The 15,657-nt window shown below is 69.5% G+C and carries 14 protein-coding genes; 8 read left to right on the forward strand and 6 right to left on the reverse strand.

What is annotated here, in order from left to right; genetic code table 11:
* Window positions 1-16: 16 nt before the first annotated feature.
* Entirely contained in the window at window positions 17-1,717 is a 1,701-nt protein-coding gene (locus RMT89_RS33310; protein ID WP_315887472.1) for a methylmalonyl-CoA mutase family protein, read from the forward strand.
* 87 nt (window positions 1,718-1,804) lie between these two features.
* Here the strand turns inward: RMT89_RS33310 and RMT89_RS33315 are convergent, their stop codons facing one another.
* Window positions 1,805-2,431, reverse strand: a complete 627-nt coding sequence (locus tag RMT89_RS33315) for a TetR/AcrR family transcriptional regulator (protein WP_315887473.1) — start codon at window positions 2,429-2,431, stop codon at window positions 1,805-1,807.
* 204 nt (window positions 2,432-2,635) lie between these two features.
* Between RMT89_RS33315 and RMT89_RS33320 the strand changes: the two genes are divergently transcribed.
* The 4 genes from RMT89_RS33320 to RMT89_RS33335 all read left to right on the forward strand — a co-directional run bounded on the left by RMT89_RS33320 (window position 2,636) and on the right by RMT89_RS33335 (window position 6,890).
* On the forward strand, window positions 2,636-3,616 hold the full coding sequence (locus RMT89_RS33320; protein ID WP_315887474.1) for a tetratricopeptide repeat protein: 981 nt from the start codon (window positions 2,636-2,638) through the stop codon (window positions 3,614-3,616).
* A 652-nt stretch (window positions 3,617-4,268) separates the two neighbouring features.
* Window positions 4,269-4,907: a DUF6230 family protein gene (locus tag RMT89_RS33325; RefSeq protein ID WP_315887475.1), complete on the forward strand. Its 639-nt coding sequence runs from the start codon at window positions 4,269-4,271 to the stop codon at window positions 4,905-4,907.
* Between the two features lie 128 nt (window positions 4,908-5,035).
* Window positions 5,036-5,596, forward strand: coding sequence for a DUF6114 domain-containing protein (locus RMT89_RS33330; RefSeq protein ID WP_315887476.1), 561 nt, complete (start codon window positions 5,036-5,038; stop codon window positions 5,594-5,596).
* On the forward strand, window positions 5,586-6,890 hold the full coding sequence (locus tag RMT89_RS33335) for a hypothetical protein (protein WP_315887477.1): 1,305 nt from the start codon (window positions 5,586-5,588) through the stop codon (window positions 6,888-6,890). Before RMT89_RS33330 ends, RMT89_RS33335 begins: the two co-directional genes overlap by 11 nt.
* A 261-nt stretch (window positions 6,891-7,151) precedes the next feature.
* On the opposite strand, the gene pyk is transcribed toward RMT89_RS33335, so the two are convergent.
* From pyk to pta, 3 genes are all read right to left on the reverse strand, one after another.
* Entirely contained in the window at window positions 7,152-8,582 is a 1,431-nt protein-coding gene (gene pyk, locus RMT89_RS33340; protein WP_315887478.1) for a pyruvate kinase, read from the reverse strand.
* A 74-nt stretch (window positions 8,583-8,656) separates the two neighbouring features.
* Window positions 8,657-9,880 (reverse strand): acetate kinase, encoded by a 1,224-nt coding sequence (locus tag RMT89_RS33345; RefSeq protein WP_315887479.1) that lies wholly within the window; start codon window positions 9,878-9,880, stop codon window positions 8,657-8,659.
* A complete protein-coding gene (gene pta, locus RMT89_RS33350) occupies window positions 9,877-11,988 on the reverse strand; it encodes a phosphate acetyltransferase (protein WP_315887480.1) in 2,112 nt (703 codons plus the stop codon). Before pta ends, RMT89_RS33345 begins: the two co-directional genes overlap by 4 nt.
* 240 nt (window positions 11,989-12,228) lie before the next feature.
* Here pta and RMT89_RS33355 point away from each other — a divergent pair, with 240 nt between their 5' ends.
* A complete protein-coding gene (locus RMT89_RS33355; protein WP_315887481.1) occupies window positions 12,229-13,254 on the forward strand; it encodes an ATP-dependent 6-phosphofructokinase in 1,026 nt (341 codons plus the stop codon).
* A gap of 61 nt (window positions 13,255-13,315) precedes the next feature.
* Complete coding sequence (locus tag RMT89_RS33360) at window positions 13,316-13,699, forward strand: DUF3500 domain-containing protein (RefSeq protein ID WP_315887482.1); 384 nt, start codon at window positions 13,316-13,318, stop codon at window positions 13,697-13,699.
* Here RMT89_RS33360 and RMT89_RS33365 read toward each other — a convergent pair.
* Complete coding sequence (locus tag RMT89_RS33365) at window positions 13,671-14,402, reverse strand: helix-turn-helix domain-containing protein (protein ID WP_399498510.1); 732 nt, start codon at window positions 14,400-14,402, stop codon at window positions 13,671-13,673. The two genes, RMT89_RS33360 and RMT89_RS33365, sit on opposite strands and share 29 nt — an antisense overlap.
* A gap of 186 nt (window positions 14,403-14,588) precedes the next feature.
* Between RMT89_RS33365 and RMT89_RS33370 the strand changes: the two genes are divergently transcribed.
* Entirely contained in the window at window positions 14,589-15,035 is a 447-nt protein-coding gene (locus RMT89_RS33370; RefSeq protein WP_315887484.1) for a PPOX class F420-dependent oxidoreductase, read from the forward strand.
* On the opposite strand, the gene RMT89_RS33375 is transcribed toward RMT89_RS33370, so the two are convergent.
* Entirely contained in the window at window positions 15,032-15,460 is a 429-nt protein-coding gene (locus RMT89_RS33375; protein ID WP_315887485.1) for a hypothetical protein, read from the reverse strand. The genes RMT89_RS33370 and RMT89_RS33375 overlap by 4 nt on opposite strands.
* Between the last annotated feature and the right edge of the window lie 197 nt (window positions 15,461-15,657).

Here is a 15,657-nt window from a genome sequence, read left to right on the forward strand (position 1 = left end):
CTAGTAAATTCGAGGTATGGACGCTGACGCCATCGAAGAGGGCCGCCGACGCTGGCAGGCCCGGTACGACGCCTCGCGCAAGCGTGAGGCCGACTTCACCACGCTCTCCGGCGATCCCGTGGAGCCGGTGTACGGACCACGGCCCGGAGACACCTACGACGGCTTCGCGCGGATCGGCTGGCCCGGTGAGTACCCCTTCACGCGCGGGCTGTACCCGACCGGCTACCGCGGGCGTACCTGGACCATCCGGCAGTTCGCCGGGTTCGGCAACGCCGAGCAGACCAACGAGCGCTACAAGATGATCCTCGCCAACGGCGGGGGCGGTCTGTCGGTCGCCTTCGACATGCCGACGCTCATGGGCCGTGACTCCGACGACCCGCGCTCGCTGGGCGAGGTCGGGCACTGCGGCGTGGCGATCGACTCGGCGGCGGACATGGAGGTCCTGTTCAAGGACATCCCGCTGGGCGATGTCACGACCTCGATGACGATCAGCGGTCCGGCGGTGCCGGTGTTCTGTATGTACCTGGTCGCGGCGGAGCGGCAGGGCGTGGACCCCTCGGTCCTCAACGGCACGCTGCAGACGGACATCTTCAAGGAGTACATCGCCCAGAAGGAGTGGCTCTTCCAGCCCGAGCCGCATCTGCGGCTGATCGGCGACCTGATGGAGTACTGCGCGGCCGGCATCCCCGCGTACAAGCCGCTGTCCGTCTCCGGCTACCACATCCGCGAGGCCGGGGCGACGGCCGCGCAGGAGCTGGCGTACACGCTGGCGGACGGTTTCGGGTATGTGGAGCTGGGCCTGTCCCGCGGCCTGGACGTGGATGTCTTCGCGCCCGGGCTGTCCTTCTTCTTCGACGCGCATGTCGACTTCTTCGAGGAGATCGCCAAGTTCCGTGCGGCGCGGCGGATCTGGGCGCGGTGGATGCGGGACGTGTACGGCGCGCAGTCGGACAAGGCGCAGTGGCTGCGCTTCCACACGCAGACGGCGGGTGTCTCGCTGACGGCGCAGCAGCCGTACAACAACGTCGTGCGTACGGCGGTGGAGGCGCTGGCGGCGGTGCTGGGCGGCACGAACTCGCTGCACACGAACGCGCTGGACGAGACGCTGGCGCTGCCCTCCGAGCAGGCGGCGGAGATCGCGCTGCGTACGCAGCAGGTGCTGATGGAGGAGACCGGGGTCGCCAATGTCGCCGATCCGCTGGGCGGTTCCTGGTACGTCGAGCAGCTGACGGACCGGATCGAGGCGGACGCGGAGAAGATCTTCGAGCAGATCAGGGAGCGGGGCCTGCGGGCGCGCCCGGACGGGCGGCACCCCATCGGTCCGATCACCTCCGGCATCCTCCGGGGTATCGAGGACGGCTGGTTCACGGGCGAGATCGCGGAGTCCGCGTTCCAGTACCAGCGGGCTCTGGAGAAGGGCGACAAGAAGGTGGTGGGCGTGAACGTCCACACCGGGTCCGTCACCGGGGATCTGGAGATCCTGCGGGTGAGTCATGAGGTGGAGCGGGAGCAGGTGCGGGTGCTGGGCGGGCGTAAGTCCGCCCGGGACGAGGCGGCTGTGCGGGCCGCACTGGACGCGATGCTCGCCGCCGCGCGGGACGGTTCCAACATGATCGAGCCGATGCTGGACGCGGTACGGGCGGAGGCGACGCTCGGGGAGATCTGCGGGGTGCTGCGGGACGAGTGGGGGGTGTACACGGAGCCCGCGGGGTTCTGACGCCGCGACGGGCGGGGCTGGTCCCACCCGAGGGGCGCGGGGAACCGCGCGACCAGCCACGTACGGCCCGCGGACCGAAGCCGTCCGTCACCCCGCAGACGTTGCCGCCAACCCCGCCACCAACATCTTCGTAAAGCTCCGCACCCACTCCTCGTCCGCCGGTTCCGCGCTGACCAGGCAGCGGTGGACGACGGCCCCCGCCACCACGTCGAAGATGAGATCCACCGTGCGGGCCGCCTCCATCGGGTCCGCGGACGGGGGGAGTTCGCCGCGGGCCTGGGCTCGGGAGCGGCCCTCCAGGACCAGGCGCTTCTGGCGGTCGACGATGGACGCGCGGATGCGTTCGCGCAGTGCTTCGTCGCGGGTGGACTCCGCCACCACCGCCATCAGGCCGCTCTTCGCCTCCGGACGGGCCAGGATCGCCGCGAACTGCAGGACCACGCCCTCGATGTCCGCGCCCAGTGTTCCGCGGTCCGGCAGCTCCAACTCGTCGAAGAGTTCCGCCACCGCGTCGACCACCAACTCGTTCTTTCCCGACCAGCGGCGGTACAGCGTCGTCTTCGCGACCCCGGCCCGCACGGCCACGTCCGACAGCGTCAGTTTCGACCAGCCCAGCTCCACCAGCGCCTCCCGCGTCGCCGCGAGGATCGCGGCGTCCGCCGCTGCACTGCGGGGGCGCCCTGTGGCACGTGGGGCGGGAGTGCTGCTCTGCATCCCCAGACCATAACCACCGGCGGTTCCCGTCGACGCCGTGAGGGAGATCACCGGGGCGGGGTGGTCCGGAGGCACTCGGTGCCATTACGCTACGACTCGTAGCGAAACCACTGGCGTGGGGGTGGGGACCCCCCGGCAACCGAAAACACGACCGGCTTTCTCATCGCTTTTCATTCGCGCGCGAAGACGGGGGAGGATAGACGCATGCAGCCACGGAACATGTCCATGAGCGGAGTCGTCGACCTCGCCGCGGTGAAGGCGGCCCAGGAGGCCAAGGCGAAGGCGGAGCAGGCGCGCGCCGAAGCGGCCCGGCAGGGCGGCGGGGGAGGAGCCGTCTCGCCCGCCGATCTCGTCATCGATGTCGATGAGGCCGGTTTTGAACGAGACGTACTTCAGCGCTCCACCGAGGTCCCGGTCGTCATCGACTTCTGGGCCGAGTGGTGCCAGCCCTGCAAGCAGCTGAGCCCGGTCCTTGAGCGGCTCGCCGTCGAGTACAACGGCCGCTTCGTCCTCGCCAGGATCGACGTCGACGCCAACCAGATGCTGATGCAGCAGTTCGGGGTGCAGGGCATCCCGGCCGTCTTCGCGGTCGTCGCCGGCCAGGCGCTCCCGCTCTTCCAGGGCGCCGCCGGTGAGGCGCAGATCCGGCAGACCCTCGACCAGCTGGTGACCGTGGCCGAGCAGCGGTTCGGGCTCACCGGCCTGGCGGTCGACGCGGACGCCGAGCCCGGGAATGTCCCGCAGGCGGCGCCCGCGGCACCGGCCGGTCCTTATGACGCGCTGCTGGAGGCCGCCGTACAGGCGCTGGACGCGGGGGACTTGGGCGGGGCGGTGCAGGCGTACAAGAACGTGCTGAGCGACGACCCGGGGAACACCGAGGCCAAACTGGGCCTGGCGCAGGCCGAGTTGCTGCAGCGGGTGCAGAGTGCCGATCCGCAGCAGGTGCGCAAGGACGCCGCCGACAAGCCGGGCGACGCGCCGGCCCAGATCGCCGCCGCCGACCTGGACCTGGTGGGCGGTCATGTGGAGGACGCCTTCGGGCGGCTCATCGACACCGTGCAGCGCACCGCCGGTGACGAGCGGGAGGCCGTACGACTGCGGCTGCTCGAACTGTTCGAGGTCGTCGGAGCCGATGACCCGAGAGTGACGGCGGCGCGCAGGGCTCTGGCGCGCGCCCTCTTCTGATCGGGTCGGCAGCCCCGTTCTGACCAGTCACTAAACGCGAGGGCGTGTGTTGCCCGAGTGAAAGAACTGCCGACGGAGTGTCAATGCGGCCGCGCTTTACCAAATCTTGGTAATCGCGGCCGCTGTTACTGGCAGTAAATCGAGGGCGTAGTTCTGTCGGATTCTGTCCGGCCATTCATGGATATGTCCGCCCGCTTGACGCCACCCTGCGTTGCCGTCCGAGACCGACGGGTCGTTGTTCGGTTATCCGGCCGTTACTAGCGAGTAACGAACCCCCTTGTGCGGGCGGCGAGAATGCACCACGATCGGCGACGCTCGGTCCATTCCCGTACTACCCGACAGCCGGTCGGGCCACGGGAGTCCAGGGTCCCCACCGAGCAGAGCCGGCGGCAGTGGCGCCGGTTCTTGGGCAGGGGGGTCTTCGCCACCTGGCGAAGCCTGTCCAGCAAGGTTGTGCGTGATGCGTGTCAGGCGCGACCAGTGGTTGTCGCTCGGGGGTGATCGCCGGTGATTCGGGCGCGGTTCGCGCCGCCGAGCGCGGGCGCTCTCCTTCCCGAGGACGTAGCACTTCTCCCATCCCTGCCCGGCTGAGCCGTCGATTCCCGACGGGAGCAGTCAGGGCCAGGAGATGTACGTCCGAGAAGGAGGAAATATGGAGTCCCAGGTGCGTGGCGGGACCAGATGGAAGCGGTTCGCCGTCGTGATGGTGCCCAGCGTGGCCGCCACGGCTGCGATAGGTGTCGCCCTCGCGCAGGGCGCTCTCGCCGCGTCGTTCAGCGTGTCGGGCCAGTCGTTCAAGGTGACGACCAAGCAGCTCGACGGTACGGGCTTCAGCCAGTACGGCGCCCTCGACGAGGGCTACACGCTCAGCGGCAAGAAGACGGTTCGCCCCGTCGCGGTCTCGGCCTTCAAGTCCGCGACCATCAACAGCCTGTGCCAGTCGGTTGTCACCCCTGACATCCCGCTGCTCGGCAGCGTCAGCCTGATCCTGCGGGCGGGCCAGGACCCGGACAAGCCGGTCGAGGCCGAGAACCTGTACATCGACGTGGCCGAGCTTGAGGCCGACGCGACGTTCAAGGGCATCGACATCGGTGTGGCCGCCAAGGACGCCACCAAGGGTCCGGGCATGAAGGGCGGCAAGGAGCAGTCCAACCCGTTCGGGTTCGCTCAGCAGGCCGACTCGGTCGTGCTGAAGGACGTGAAGCAGACGGCGTGGGCGACCACCGCCGGAACCTTCAAGCTCAGCGGTCTGTCGATGAAGCTGTCGACGGGTGTCAAGGAGTGCTACTAAGCACTCACTGACGGGCGGGGGAGCCGGTGGCGCCCCCGCCCGTCCACACTCCGGCCGTGTCTTCACACGTCCGGCCCGAGCTTCACAACTCACCACCACAGCAAAGCCGTAGCAGGGAGCTGTTTTCCATGAGCGCCGAGACTCCTGCCGTACCCGGCCGCGACGAGCACAACCTCCGGGTCATCAGGCGGCACTTCCGCGCCTGGCGGGGCGAGAGGCCGTTCTGGGCCGGTCTGTTCGTCATCCTCGGCGGACTCCCCATCGCCTACTTCCCGTACGCGAACCTCCAGATCGGTCACCTGACGCTGGCGATGTCCACCACCGCGGGCGCCGGGTCGCTGATCATCGGCGTGCTGCTCGTCGTGCTCGGCGTCAGCCTCTGGTTCCAGAAGCATGTACGCACCTTCGCGGGTGTCGCGGCGATTCTGCTGGCGCTGGTGTCCATCCCCGTGTCGAACCTCGGTGGCTTCCTGATCGGCTTCCTGCTCGCCCTCGTCGGCGGCGCGATGGCCGTGTCGTGGGCGCCGGGTGCGCCGCCGGAGGCGCAGCCGGCCAAGGAGGCCACGGTGGCGCAGGACGACGCCCCCGAGGGCGCGGTGCCCGCTCCGCGGGACGCGGTGGACGAGCCGAACGATCTGTCAGGAACGAGCCCGGCGAACGGGGCGAACGGGAGGCACAGTGCCGGCTGACGAGGTGACCCACGGGACTGACGTGGATACGTCCCGTGCGAGAACCGGGCCGCGGCACGCGGCTCCCAAGAAGCCGCTGTTCACCAGGTTCCACATGCCGGCCGGCAAGGCGATAGCCCTGGCCGCGATGCCGACCGCGGTCCTCATGGGGATGGGGTTCACGCCGACGCTCGCCAACGCGGAGGACCAGCCGGCGTCCAGGAGTCTGACGGCCGACGAGTACAAGGACTGTGTGGCCGCCCTGGAGGGCGAGTCCGCGTCCCCCTCGCCGTCCGTGAGCGAGAGCGCGAGCGAGTCCCCCGCCGAGGACGACACGGCGGAGCCGACACCCACCCCGTCGGCCTCCACGGGCGGTGACTCTTCGTCGGATTCAGGTTCCGACGAAGAGGCCGAGCCCACGCCGTCCCCGTCGGAGACGTCGCAGAGCACGACCGCCGAGCCGCAGTCCGGTGCCGGCGGGACCGCCACGGCGTCCCCCTCGCCGTCGCCCTCCGAGTCCGACGGCAACCTGCTGGAGGACATCGGCGACGCCATCGAGGGCATCTTCACCCCCGGCGACGACGCCACGGCGAGCGCGAGCCCGTCGCCGTCGGCCACCCCGTCGGCCACCCCGTCGGCCTCCGAGTCGCCGAGCGCCGAAGGCTCCGACCCCGTGAAGGAGACCACCGACGAGGTCACCGGCACGGTCGGGGACGCGGTCAAGGACACCACCGACGCGGCGTCGGAGGCGGCCGAGGCCACCGGCAAGGCCGTCGAGGAAGCGGCCGAGGAGGTCACCGCGACCCCCAGCCCGTCGGCGAGCTCCACCACCGACCCCGGGGACTGCCCGGCCGCCACGGACGACAAGGGCGGTGTCGACAACACCGTCCCGCTGCCCGACGACCCGTGGTACCTGAACGCGAGCTCCCTGCTGCTCAAGGGCGCCGACTACCAGGGCATCGTCAAGGTGAGGACGGCCAACGGCACCACCAAGGACGTCCTGAAGTACGTCATCTCCGACGGCACCGACATCGGCGATCTGCACCAGACGGTGAAGGACCCGCAGTCGGGCAAGACGTACCACGTGCAGGCGGGCGCGGGGACGACGTCGACGATCCGCGACGGCAAGACGATCATGTACACCGAGTCCATCTCCGGCAATCTGCTGGGGCTGATCCCGGTGACGTTCAGCCCGGAGAACCCGCCGCCGCTGAACATCCCGCTGATCTACTTCACCAAGGTGAAGGTCGTGCAGGCCGGCCAGTTCGGCGGAACGCTGCACGTGCCCGGGCTGCGCCAGTTCACCACCGACTGAGCGCCCACCGAGGCCCGTTCGGGAGCCGCACAACGCCTGAGGGCGCCCCCTGATCCAGGGGGCGCCCTCAGCGCCTGTGTCACATGCCCGGCCGGGCGCACGTCGTCTGGCACGCACGCTCGCCGCGTTGCCGAACCGCCCACGTGGCTCCGCCACGAGGACGCTCCGGCGCCTTGCGATCGCACGCACCAGACGACGTGCGCTGATCCGACCGGGGATGTGACACAGGCGCAGCGCCGTGCAAGGCCCTTTACCGGGCCGTCAGTTGGCTTCGGCTCCACCGAGGTGGTGGACGCGGACCATGTTGGTGGTGCCGGGGACGCCGGGGGGCGAACCGGCCGTGATGATGAGGACGTCGCCCTCGTTGAAGCGGCCCAGCTTGAGCACCTCGCCGTCGACCAGGTCGACCATCTCGTCGGTGCTGTTCACGAACGGGACGACGTGCGACTCCACGCCCCAGCTGAGGGTGAGCTGGTTGCGGGTGGCCTCGTCGGTGGTGAAGGCCAGGATCGGCTGGGCGGCGCGGTAGCGGCACAGCCGGCGGGCGGTGTCACCGGACTTGGTGAAGGCGATCAGGCCCTTGCCGCCGAGGAAGTCGGCGATCTCGCAGGCGGCACGGGCGACCGAACCGCCCTGCGTGCGCGGCTTCTTGCCCGGGACCAGCGGCTGCAGGCCCTTGGCGAGCAGCTCCTGCTCGGCCGCCTGGACGATCTTCGACATCGTCTTGACGGTCTCGATCGGGTACGCGCCCACGCTGGACTCCGCCGACAGCATGACCGCGTCGGCGCCGTCCAGGATCGCGTTGGCCACGTCGGAGGCCTCGGCGCGGGTCGGGCGGGAGTTGGTGATCATCGACTCCATCATCTGGGTCGCCACGATCACCGGCTTGGCGTTGCGGCGGCACAGCTCGATGAGCCGCTTCTGCACCATGGGGACCTTTTCGAGGGGGTACTCGACGGCCAGGTCGCCACGGGCGACCATCACACCGTCGAACGCCATCACGACGTCCTCCATGTTGTTCACCGCCTGCGGCTTCTCCACCTTGGCGATGACCGGGACGCGGCGGCCGACCTCGTCCATGACCTTGTGCACGTCCTGGACGTCACTGGCGTCCCGCACGAAGGACAGCGCGACCAGGTCGCAGCCCATGCGCAGCGCGAACCGCAGGTCCTCGACGTCCTTCTCGGACAGCGCCGGCACGTTCACGGCCGCGCCCGGCAGGTTGATGCCCTTGTGGTCGGAGACGACACCGCCCTCGATGACGATCGTCTTGACCCGGGGGCCCTCGACGTCCAGGACCTTCAGCTCGACGTTGCCGTCGTTGATGAGGATCTGGTCGCCGCGCGAGACATCGCCCGGCAGGCCCTTGTAGGTGGTTCCGCAGATGTGCTTGTCACCCGGGACGTCCTCGGTGGTGATGACGAACTCGTCACCGCGCTCCAGCTCCACCGGGCCCTCGGCGAAGGTCTCCAGACGGATCTTGGGGCCCTGAAGGTCGGCGAGGACGCCGATCGCACGGCCGGTCTCCTGGGCGGCGGCCCGGACACGGTCGTAACGCCCCTGGTGCTCTTCGTGAGTGCCGTGGCTGAAGTTGAAGCGGGCCACGTTCATGCCGGCCTCGATCAGCGACACGAGCTGTTCTTGGGAGTCGACCGCGGGGCCGAGAGTACAGACGATTTTCGAACGGCGCATGGGGGCGATCCTATCGGTTTGTTTCGCTGCGGAATATTCCGTCTGGCGGAAAATACAAAGGGGCGGGATGCCGCTCAGGTGAGATTCCGTGAGCCATTTACAAGCGCGTACGTCTGAGTCGCAATCTCCAGTTCCTCGTCGGTCGGCACCACGGCCACGGCCACCCGCGCGGACTCCGGCGAGATCAGCCGCGGCTCATCGCTCCGTACGGCGTTCAGTTCGCCGTCCACCACCAGCCCGAGCTCCTCCAGGCCGGCGACGGCAGCTTCTCGCACGGGACTCGCGTTTTCCCCGACTCCCGCTGTGAAGGCGACCGCGTCCACCCGTCCGAGCACGGCGTAATAGGCGCCGATGTACTTCTTCAGGCGGTGAATGTAGATGTCGAAGGCGAGTTGCGCCTCTTGGTCACCCTCGTCGATCCTGCGCCGGATCTCGCGCATGTCGTTGTCACCGCACAGGCCGATCAGACCGCTCTTCTTGTTGAGAAGAGTGTCGATCTCATCGGTGGACATTCCGGCAACACGCATCAAATGGAAGATGACGGCCGGATCCATGTCTCCCGAGCGCGTACCCATCACCAGACCCTCCAAGGGCGTGAGTCCCATGGATGTGTCCACGCACCTCCCGCCCCGCACGGCGGAGGCGGACGCGCCGTTGCCGAGGTGCAGCACGATCACGTTCACCTCTTCCGGCGACCTGCCCAGCAGCTTCGCCGTCGCCCGGGAGACGTACGCGTGCGAGGTGCCGTGGAAGCCGTAGCGCCGGATGCGGTGCTCGTCGGCGGTCTTCACGTCGATCGCGTAGCGGGCGGCCGACTCCGGCATCGTCGTGTGGAACGCGGTGTCGAACACGGCGACCTGCGGCAGATCCGGCCGCAGTGTCTGGGCCGTGCGGATGCCGGTGAGGTTCGCCGGGTTGTGCAGCGGGGCGACCGGGATCAGCCGCTCGATCTCGGCGAGCACCGCGTCGTCGACGACGGTCGGCTCGGTGAAGTGCTTGCCGCCGTGCACCACCCGGTGCCCGATGGCGGCCAGCTCGGGAGAGTCGAGCCCGAGCCCGTCCTTGGCGAGTTCCTCCGACACGGCCTTCAGGGCGGCCTCGTGATCGGCGATGGGCCCGGTCCACTCCCGGGTCTCGGCGCCCATCGGGGTGTGCTTGAGCCGGGAGGTCTGCTCGCCGATGCGCTCGACGAGGCCCACCGCGAGCCGGCTGCCGTCGCTCATGTCGAGCAGCTGGTACTTCACCGACGAGGAGCCGGAGTTCAGGACGAGGACGCGGGTGCCACGCGTGGAGCTCACTGCTGGGACGCCTTCTCGATGGGGGACGACTGGGCCTGGATCGCCGTGATGGCGACGGTGTTGACGATGTCCTGCACGAGCGCGCCGCGGGACAGGTCGTTGACGGGCTTGCGCAGACCCTGCAGGACCGGGCCGACGGCGATGGCGCCGGCCGAGCGCTGCACGGCCTTGTAGGTGTTGTTGCCGGTGTTGAGGTCGGGGAAGATCAACACGCTCGCCTGGCCCGCGACTTCGGAGCCCGGCAGCTTGGTCGCGGCGACCGACGGCTCGACGGCGGCGTCGTACTGGATCGGACCCTCGATCCTCAGATCGGGCCTGCGCAGCCGCACCAGCTCGGTCGCCTCACGCACCTTGTCGACATCGGCGCCCGAACCGGAAGTGCCCGTGGAGTACGACAGCATCGCGATCCGCGGCTCCACGCCGAACTGCTCGGCGGTGGCCGCCGACTGGATGGCGATGTCGGCGAGCTGCTCGGCGTTCGGGTCGGGGTTGACCGCGCAGTCGCCGTAGACGAGGACCTTGTCGGCGAGGCACATGAAGAAGACCGACGACACGATCGAGGCTCCCCCAGAGGGGGGACCCCCGGGCTTGGTCTTGATGATCTCGAAGCCCGGGCGGATGGTGGCCGCCGTGGAGTGCACGGATCCGGACACCATGCCGTCGGCGAGGCCCTCCTGGACCATCAGGGTGCCGAAGTAGTTCACGTCCGAGACGACGTCGTAGGCCAGCTCCACGGTCACGCCCTTGTGGGCGCGCAGGGCGGCGTACTTCTCGGCGAAGGAGTCGCGCAGCTCGGAGGTCGCCGGGTCGATCAGCTGGGACTCGCCCAGGTCGATACCGAGGTCGGCGGCCTTCTTGCGGATCTGGTCCACCGGGCCGAGGAGAGTGAGGTCGCAGACACCGCGCCGCAGCAGCACCTCCGCGGCGTGCAGGACGCGGGGTTCGGTGCCCTCCGGGAGCACCACGCGCCGGAGGTCGGAGCGGGCCTGCTCGAGGAGCTTGTGCTCGAACATCATCGGTGTGACGCGGTCGCTGCTGGGGGCGCTCACGCGCTTGAGCAGGTCCCCGGTGTCGGCGTACCGCTCGAAGAGCCCGAGGGCCGTCTCGGCCTTCCGGGGCGTCGCCGCGTTGAGCTTGCCCTCCAGGGAGAAGAGCTGCTCGGCGGTCGGGAAGCTGTTGCCGTGCACCGAGATCACCGGCGTGCCGGGGGCGAGGCGGGCGGCGAGGGTGAGGACGTCGTCGCTGGGGACCTCGTTGAGGGTGAGCAGCACACCGGCGATCGGCGGGGTGCCGGCGCTGTGCGCGGCGAGCGCGCCGACGACCAGATCGGCACGGTCGCCCGGGGTCACGACCAGGCAGCCCGGGGTCAGGGCGCCCAGGAAGTTCGGCAGCATGGCACCGCCGAAGACGAAGTCGAGGGCGTCGCGGGCGAGCCCCGAGTCGTCGCCGAGGAGCGTCTTCGCGCCGAGGGCGTGGGCGATCTGCGCGACCGTGGGCGCGGACAGGGCGGGCTCGTCGGGCAGGACGTAACAGGGGACGGGCAGCCGGTTGGCGAGCCGCTCGGCGATCTCGTCACGGTCGGCCCGCGCGACCCGGTTGGTCACCATGGCGAGGACGTCGCAGCCGAGGCCGTCGTAGGCGCGGTAGGCGTTGCGGGTCTCGGCGAGCACCGACTCGGCGGTCTGCTTGCGGCCGCCGACGACGGGTATGACGGAGGCGCCGAACTCGTTGGCGAGCCGGGCGTTCAGGGAGAGCTCGTCCGGGAACTGCGTGTCGGCGTAGTCGGTGCCGAGGACGAGGACCACGTCGTAGTCGCGGGCGACCAGGTGGAAGCGGTCGACGAGGGTGGAGACCAGCTCGTCGGCGCCCCGCTCGGCCTGGAGCGCGGACGCCTCGTGGTAGTCCATGCCGTACACGGTCGCCGGGTCCTGCGCCAGCCGGTAGCGGGCGCGCAGCAGCTCGAAGAGGCGGTCGGGCCCGTCGTGGACGAGGGGCCGGAAGACACCCACTCGGTCGACCTGCCGGGTCAGGAGTTCCATGACCCCCAGTTCGACGACCTGGCGGCCGTCGCCGCGGTCGATACCGGTCACGTACACGCTGCGCGTCACGCGTGGTCTCCCCTTCATCCGTGTGGGCAAGGTGTCGGCTGGTCAATGTCATAAAAATCGCCCACCAAGGTGAGCAGAACCCTCTTGACAATACCTCTGTCGGTAGATAAGGCGCCCGTCAGGACCGAGGGCTGGAAAGGGTGGACCGGGACGCACCGGACGGAAGCGACATCGTCCTCGGGGACGTGAAACAATCGGACTGGCTCATTGGTGTCCACAGCGAGCAGGAGACACAGCACGATGCGTATCGGAGTTCTCACCGCAGGCGGCGACTGCCCCGGCCTGAACGCAGTGATCCGGTCGGTCGTGCACCGCGCCGTCACCCAGTACGGCGACGAGGTCATCGGCTTCGAAGACGGATACGCCGGTCTGCTGGACGGCCACTACCGCACCCTCGACCTCGACGGGGTGAGCGGCATCCTGGCCCGCGGCGGCACCATCCTCGGCTCCTCCCGCCTTGAGCGCGACCGGCTGCGGGAGGCCTGCGACAACGCTCCCGACATCGCCCGCGAGTTCGGCATCGACGCGCTGATCCCGATCGGCGGCGAGGGCACCCTGACGGCGGCCCGCATGCTCTACGACGCCGGCCTGCCGGTGGTCGGCGTCCCCAAGACGATCGACAACGACATCTCCTCCACCGACCGCACCTTCGGCTTCGACACGGCGGTCGGCGTCGCGACGGAGGCGATGGACCGCCTGAAGACGACGGCCGAGTCCCACCAGCGTGTGATGGTCGTCGAGGTCATGGGCCGCCACGCAGGCTGGATCGCCCTGGAGTCCGGCATGGCGGCCGGCGCCCACGGCATCTGCCTGCCCGAGCGCCCCTTCGACCCCGCCGACCTGGTCAAGATGGTCGAGGAGCGCTTCTCGCGCGGCAAGAAGTTCGCCGTCATCTGCGTGGCCGAGGGCGCCCACCCCGCCGAGGGCTCCATGGACTACGGCAAGGGCGCGATCGACCAGTTCGGCCACGAGCGCTTCCAGGGCATCGGTACGGCGCTGGCGTTCGAGCTGGAGCGGCGGCTCGGCAAGGAGGCCAAGCCGGTCATCCTCGGCCACGTCCAGCGCGGTGGCGTACCGACGGCCTACGACCGCGTCCTCGCCACCCGCTTCGGCTGGCACGCCGTGGAGGCGGCGCACCGGGGCGAGTTCGGCAGGATGACCGCCCTGCGCGGGACGGACATCGTGACGGTGCCGCTGGCGGAAGCGGTGACCGAGCTGAAGACGGTGCCGAAGGACCGGATGGACGAGGCGGAGTCGGTCTTCTAGACCCTGGGTTCTCACAGCTTCGGCCCAGGGGCGCTTCAGGTACGGCCGGGACGGTGTGCCCATGCACGCACACCACACACCACGCACCCCTGAGGCCGAACGCACCCGCCGCTGGTTCATGAACAGGTCGCTGCTGCTCGGCGGCGCGGCGGCTATGGCGACGATGACCGGCTGTTCGAGCGGTTCGAGCGGTTCGAGCGGTTCGAGCGGTTCCACCTCGCCCACCGCTTCCTCCTCGGCGTTCTACTACCGGGTGCGCAGCCCCGTGGTCCTGATCGAGTACGACGCGCAGTCGCCGCTGGCCTACGGCAATGAGAACGGGGGAGGGGCGGGCGGCCCCGGCGGAACGCCGACGCAGCAGCGCATCCACACCGTCATCCGCACCCCGAACGGCGGCGACTACGGCGTGGACCTGCTCAGACTGCACCTGGAGAACGATCACTGACCCTGGTCCAGAAGTGGTTCACGATCCGGTCCAGGAACTCCCTGCCGGACGCGCTGGAACCGCCACTGTCGCCGCCGCCCCAGTTCAGGGTGGCGACCATCTGCCCCTGGTACTCCCGGTGCAGCTCCTGGAGGGCGTCCTCCAGGAGCCGGCGGTCGAGCGGGACGAGCTTGCCGACCGGGCGGACGTACGCCTGCCAGCGCGTGGTCACCGCGCTGCGCAGCAGATCGCCGAGCTTGGTGTCCCGCCCGGTGACGGTGACGAAGTCCGGCAGGGAGAGCCCGAGCAGATCGACGAGGGCGGAGGTCTGACGCTCGGTGCCACGCCAGTCGTCGCTCTCCTCCATCCGCAGATAGGCGTGGAGCTCGTGCCCGACGGCACGGGCGACGTCCTCGGGAGCCAGCCCGCGGGCCATGCGGTGCTCACGCAGGGTCCGCGGACGGCCGAGCAGTTCACCGGGGGAGCACCACAACACGCCCGCGAGAGCGGTGAGTTCGGGATTGGAGGGGGAGGCGACCCCGCGTTCCCAGGCGATGACGAGGTCCGGGGTGACGTAAGGGAGGCCGTAGGACACCCGCATGCCGTAGGCGACATGTTCGGGACCCATGTTCAGGGCGGCACGGAGCCTTCGGGCGGCGGGGGCGTTGAAGGGCGGTGTCGGTGGGACGGCGGGCTGGTTCGGTTGAGCTGGGGGTCGGCGCACGGTGGCCAAGCTATGGCCGACGGCCGGTGGTGACTACGGTCTGTTCGGCCAGGATCACGGATTGTAGGAACGTACGGTTCCAGCCGCGGGGGTGGGGTGGCCGAAGATCGTCGGTTAGTGGGGGCGGAGGCGGGTGAGGATCACGCCGGGGCGCTCGCGCGGGCGCCCCGGGAAGGTGGTCCCTCGATGAACGGCAAGCTCAGCGGGCATATTCGTGAGCGTCTCCTGGCCCCGAACTTCTGGCACCTCGCGACGGTGGGTCCCGACGGCGCGCCCCACGTTTCGCCCATGTGGGCGGACATCGAAGACGAGTACGTCATGGTCAACACGTCGATCGGACGCGTGAAGATCGACAACCTGCGGCGCAATCCGTACGTCTCGCTGTCCCACATCGACCCCGAGAACCCGTACGACCGGGCCGAGGTCCGGGGGCGGGTGGTGCGGTTCGTGGAGGGGGAGCCGGCGGAGCGGGCGATGGATCGACTGGCGATGAAGTACATCGGGGAGGTGCGGTATCCGTGGTTGTTGCCGGGGGAGCGGAGGGTGATGGTGCTCATCGAGGCTGAGCGGGTGCGGAGGGTTGTGGGGGTGGAGGTGTTCCGGAAGGGGGTTTTGCCGGAGGCGGGGGATTAGGGGAGGGTCTCGGCTTGGGCGCGGGCTTGGGCGGCTTCAGTGGGGCCGTTGGCCCGGTCGAGGACGTCGGCGGCCTGTGCGTAGTGGCTGCGGGCATCCTCAGTACGTGAGGCCTCCTCGTAGGTGAGGGCCAGATTCATGAGTGTCCGACCCAAGAGGTACGTTCCCCGGTTGCCCTTGTCGAGGACGACCGTCGGGTCCCCGGCCCTCTTGATCTCGGCCACCAGCGACGCGATGCCCCGATGCCGGCGTCTGCGCAGCATCGCGGCGGCGACCTGGAGCGCGAGGGGCAAGTGACCGCAGAGGGCGGCCAGTTCGCGGAGGGCTTCCGGTTCGCGGGAAGGGCGAGGGTCGTTGCCGAGGGCTGTGGTCACCAGGGCGGTCGAGTCGTCCTCGGAGAGGGTCTCCAGGCCGACGATGTGCAACGGGAGCGAGTCAGGCCGGTCGCGGGACGTGATCAGTACCCGGTGGTCCCCGGTGCCGGGCAGGAGCGACAGGAACTGGCCTACTGCCGGTGGGCTGATGCGGACGATGACCGGTTGGGGTGGCTGCCGGGGAGGCCGGAGCCGGAGCGGTTCGCGGACCGGACACAGGCGCTGGCATGGCTGGACGGTGAGCGGGG

Origin of the sequence: Streptomyces sp. P17, assembly GCF_032436805.1 — a bacterium.
GTDB lineage: Bacteria > Actinomycetota > Actinomycetes > Streptomycetales > Streptomycetaceae > Streptomyces.

Excerpts from the sequence above, each read along its gene's own strand:
- RMT89_RS33310 (WP_315887472.1), top strand. The coding sequence starts at position 17 with ATGGACGCTGACGCCATCGAAGAGGGCCGCCGACGCTGGCAGGCCCGG.
- RMT89_RS33315 (WP_315887473.1), bottom strand. The coding sequence starts at position 2,431 with ATGCAGAGCAGCACTCCCGCCCCACGTGCCACAGGGCGCCCCCGCAGT.
- RMT89_RS33320 (WP_315887474.1), top strand. The coding sequence starts at position 2,636 with ATGCAGCCACGGAACATGTCCATGAGCGGAGTCGTCGACCTCGCCGCG.
- RMT89_RS33325 (WP_315887475.1), top strand. The coding sequence starts at position 4,269 with ATGGAGTCCCAGGTGCGTGGCGGGACCAGATGGAAGCGGTTCGCCGTC.
- RMT89_RS33330 (WP_315887476.1), top strand. The coding sequence starts at position 5,036 with ATGAGCGCCGAGACTCCTGCCGTACCCGGCCGCGACGAGCACAACCTC.
- pyk (WP_315887478.1), bottom strand. The coding sequence starts at position 8,582 with ATGCGCCGTTCGAAAATCGTCTGTACTCTCGGCCCCGCGGTCGACTCC.
- RMT89_RS33355 (WP_315887481.1), top strand. The coding sequence starts at position 12,229 with ATGCGTATCGGAGTTCTCACCGCAGGCGGCGACTGCCCCGGCCTGAAC.
- RMT89_RS33360 (WP_315887482.1), top strand. The coding sequence starts at position 13,316 with ATGCACGCACACCACACACCACGCACCCCTGAGGCCGAACGCACCCGC.
- RMT89_RS33370 (WP_315887484.1), top strand. The coding sequence starts at position 14,589 with ATGAACGGCAAGCTCAGCGGGCATATTCGTGAGCGTCTCCTGGCCCCG.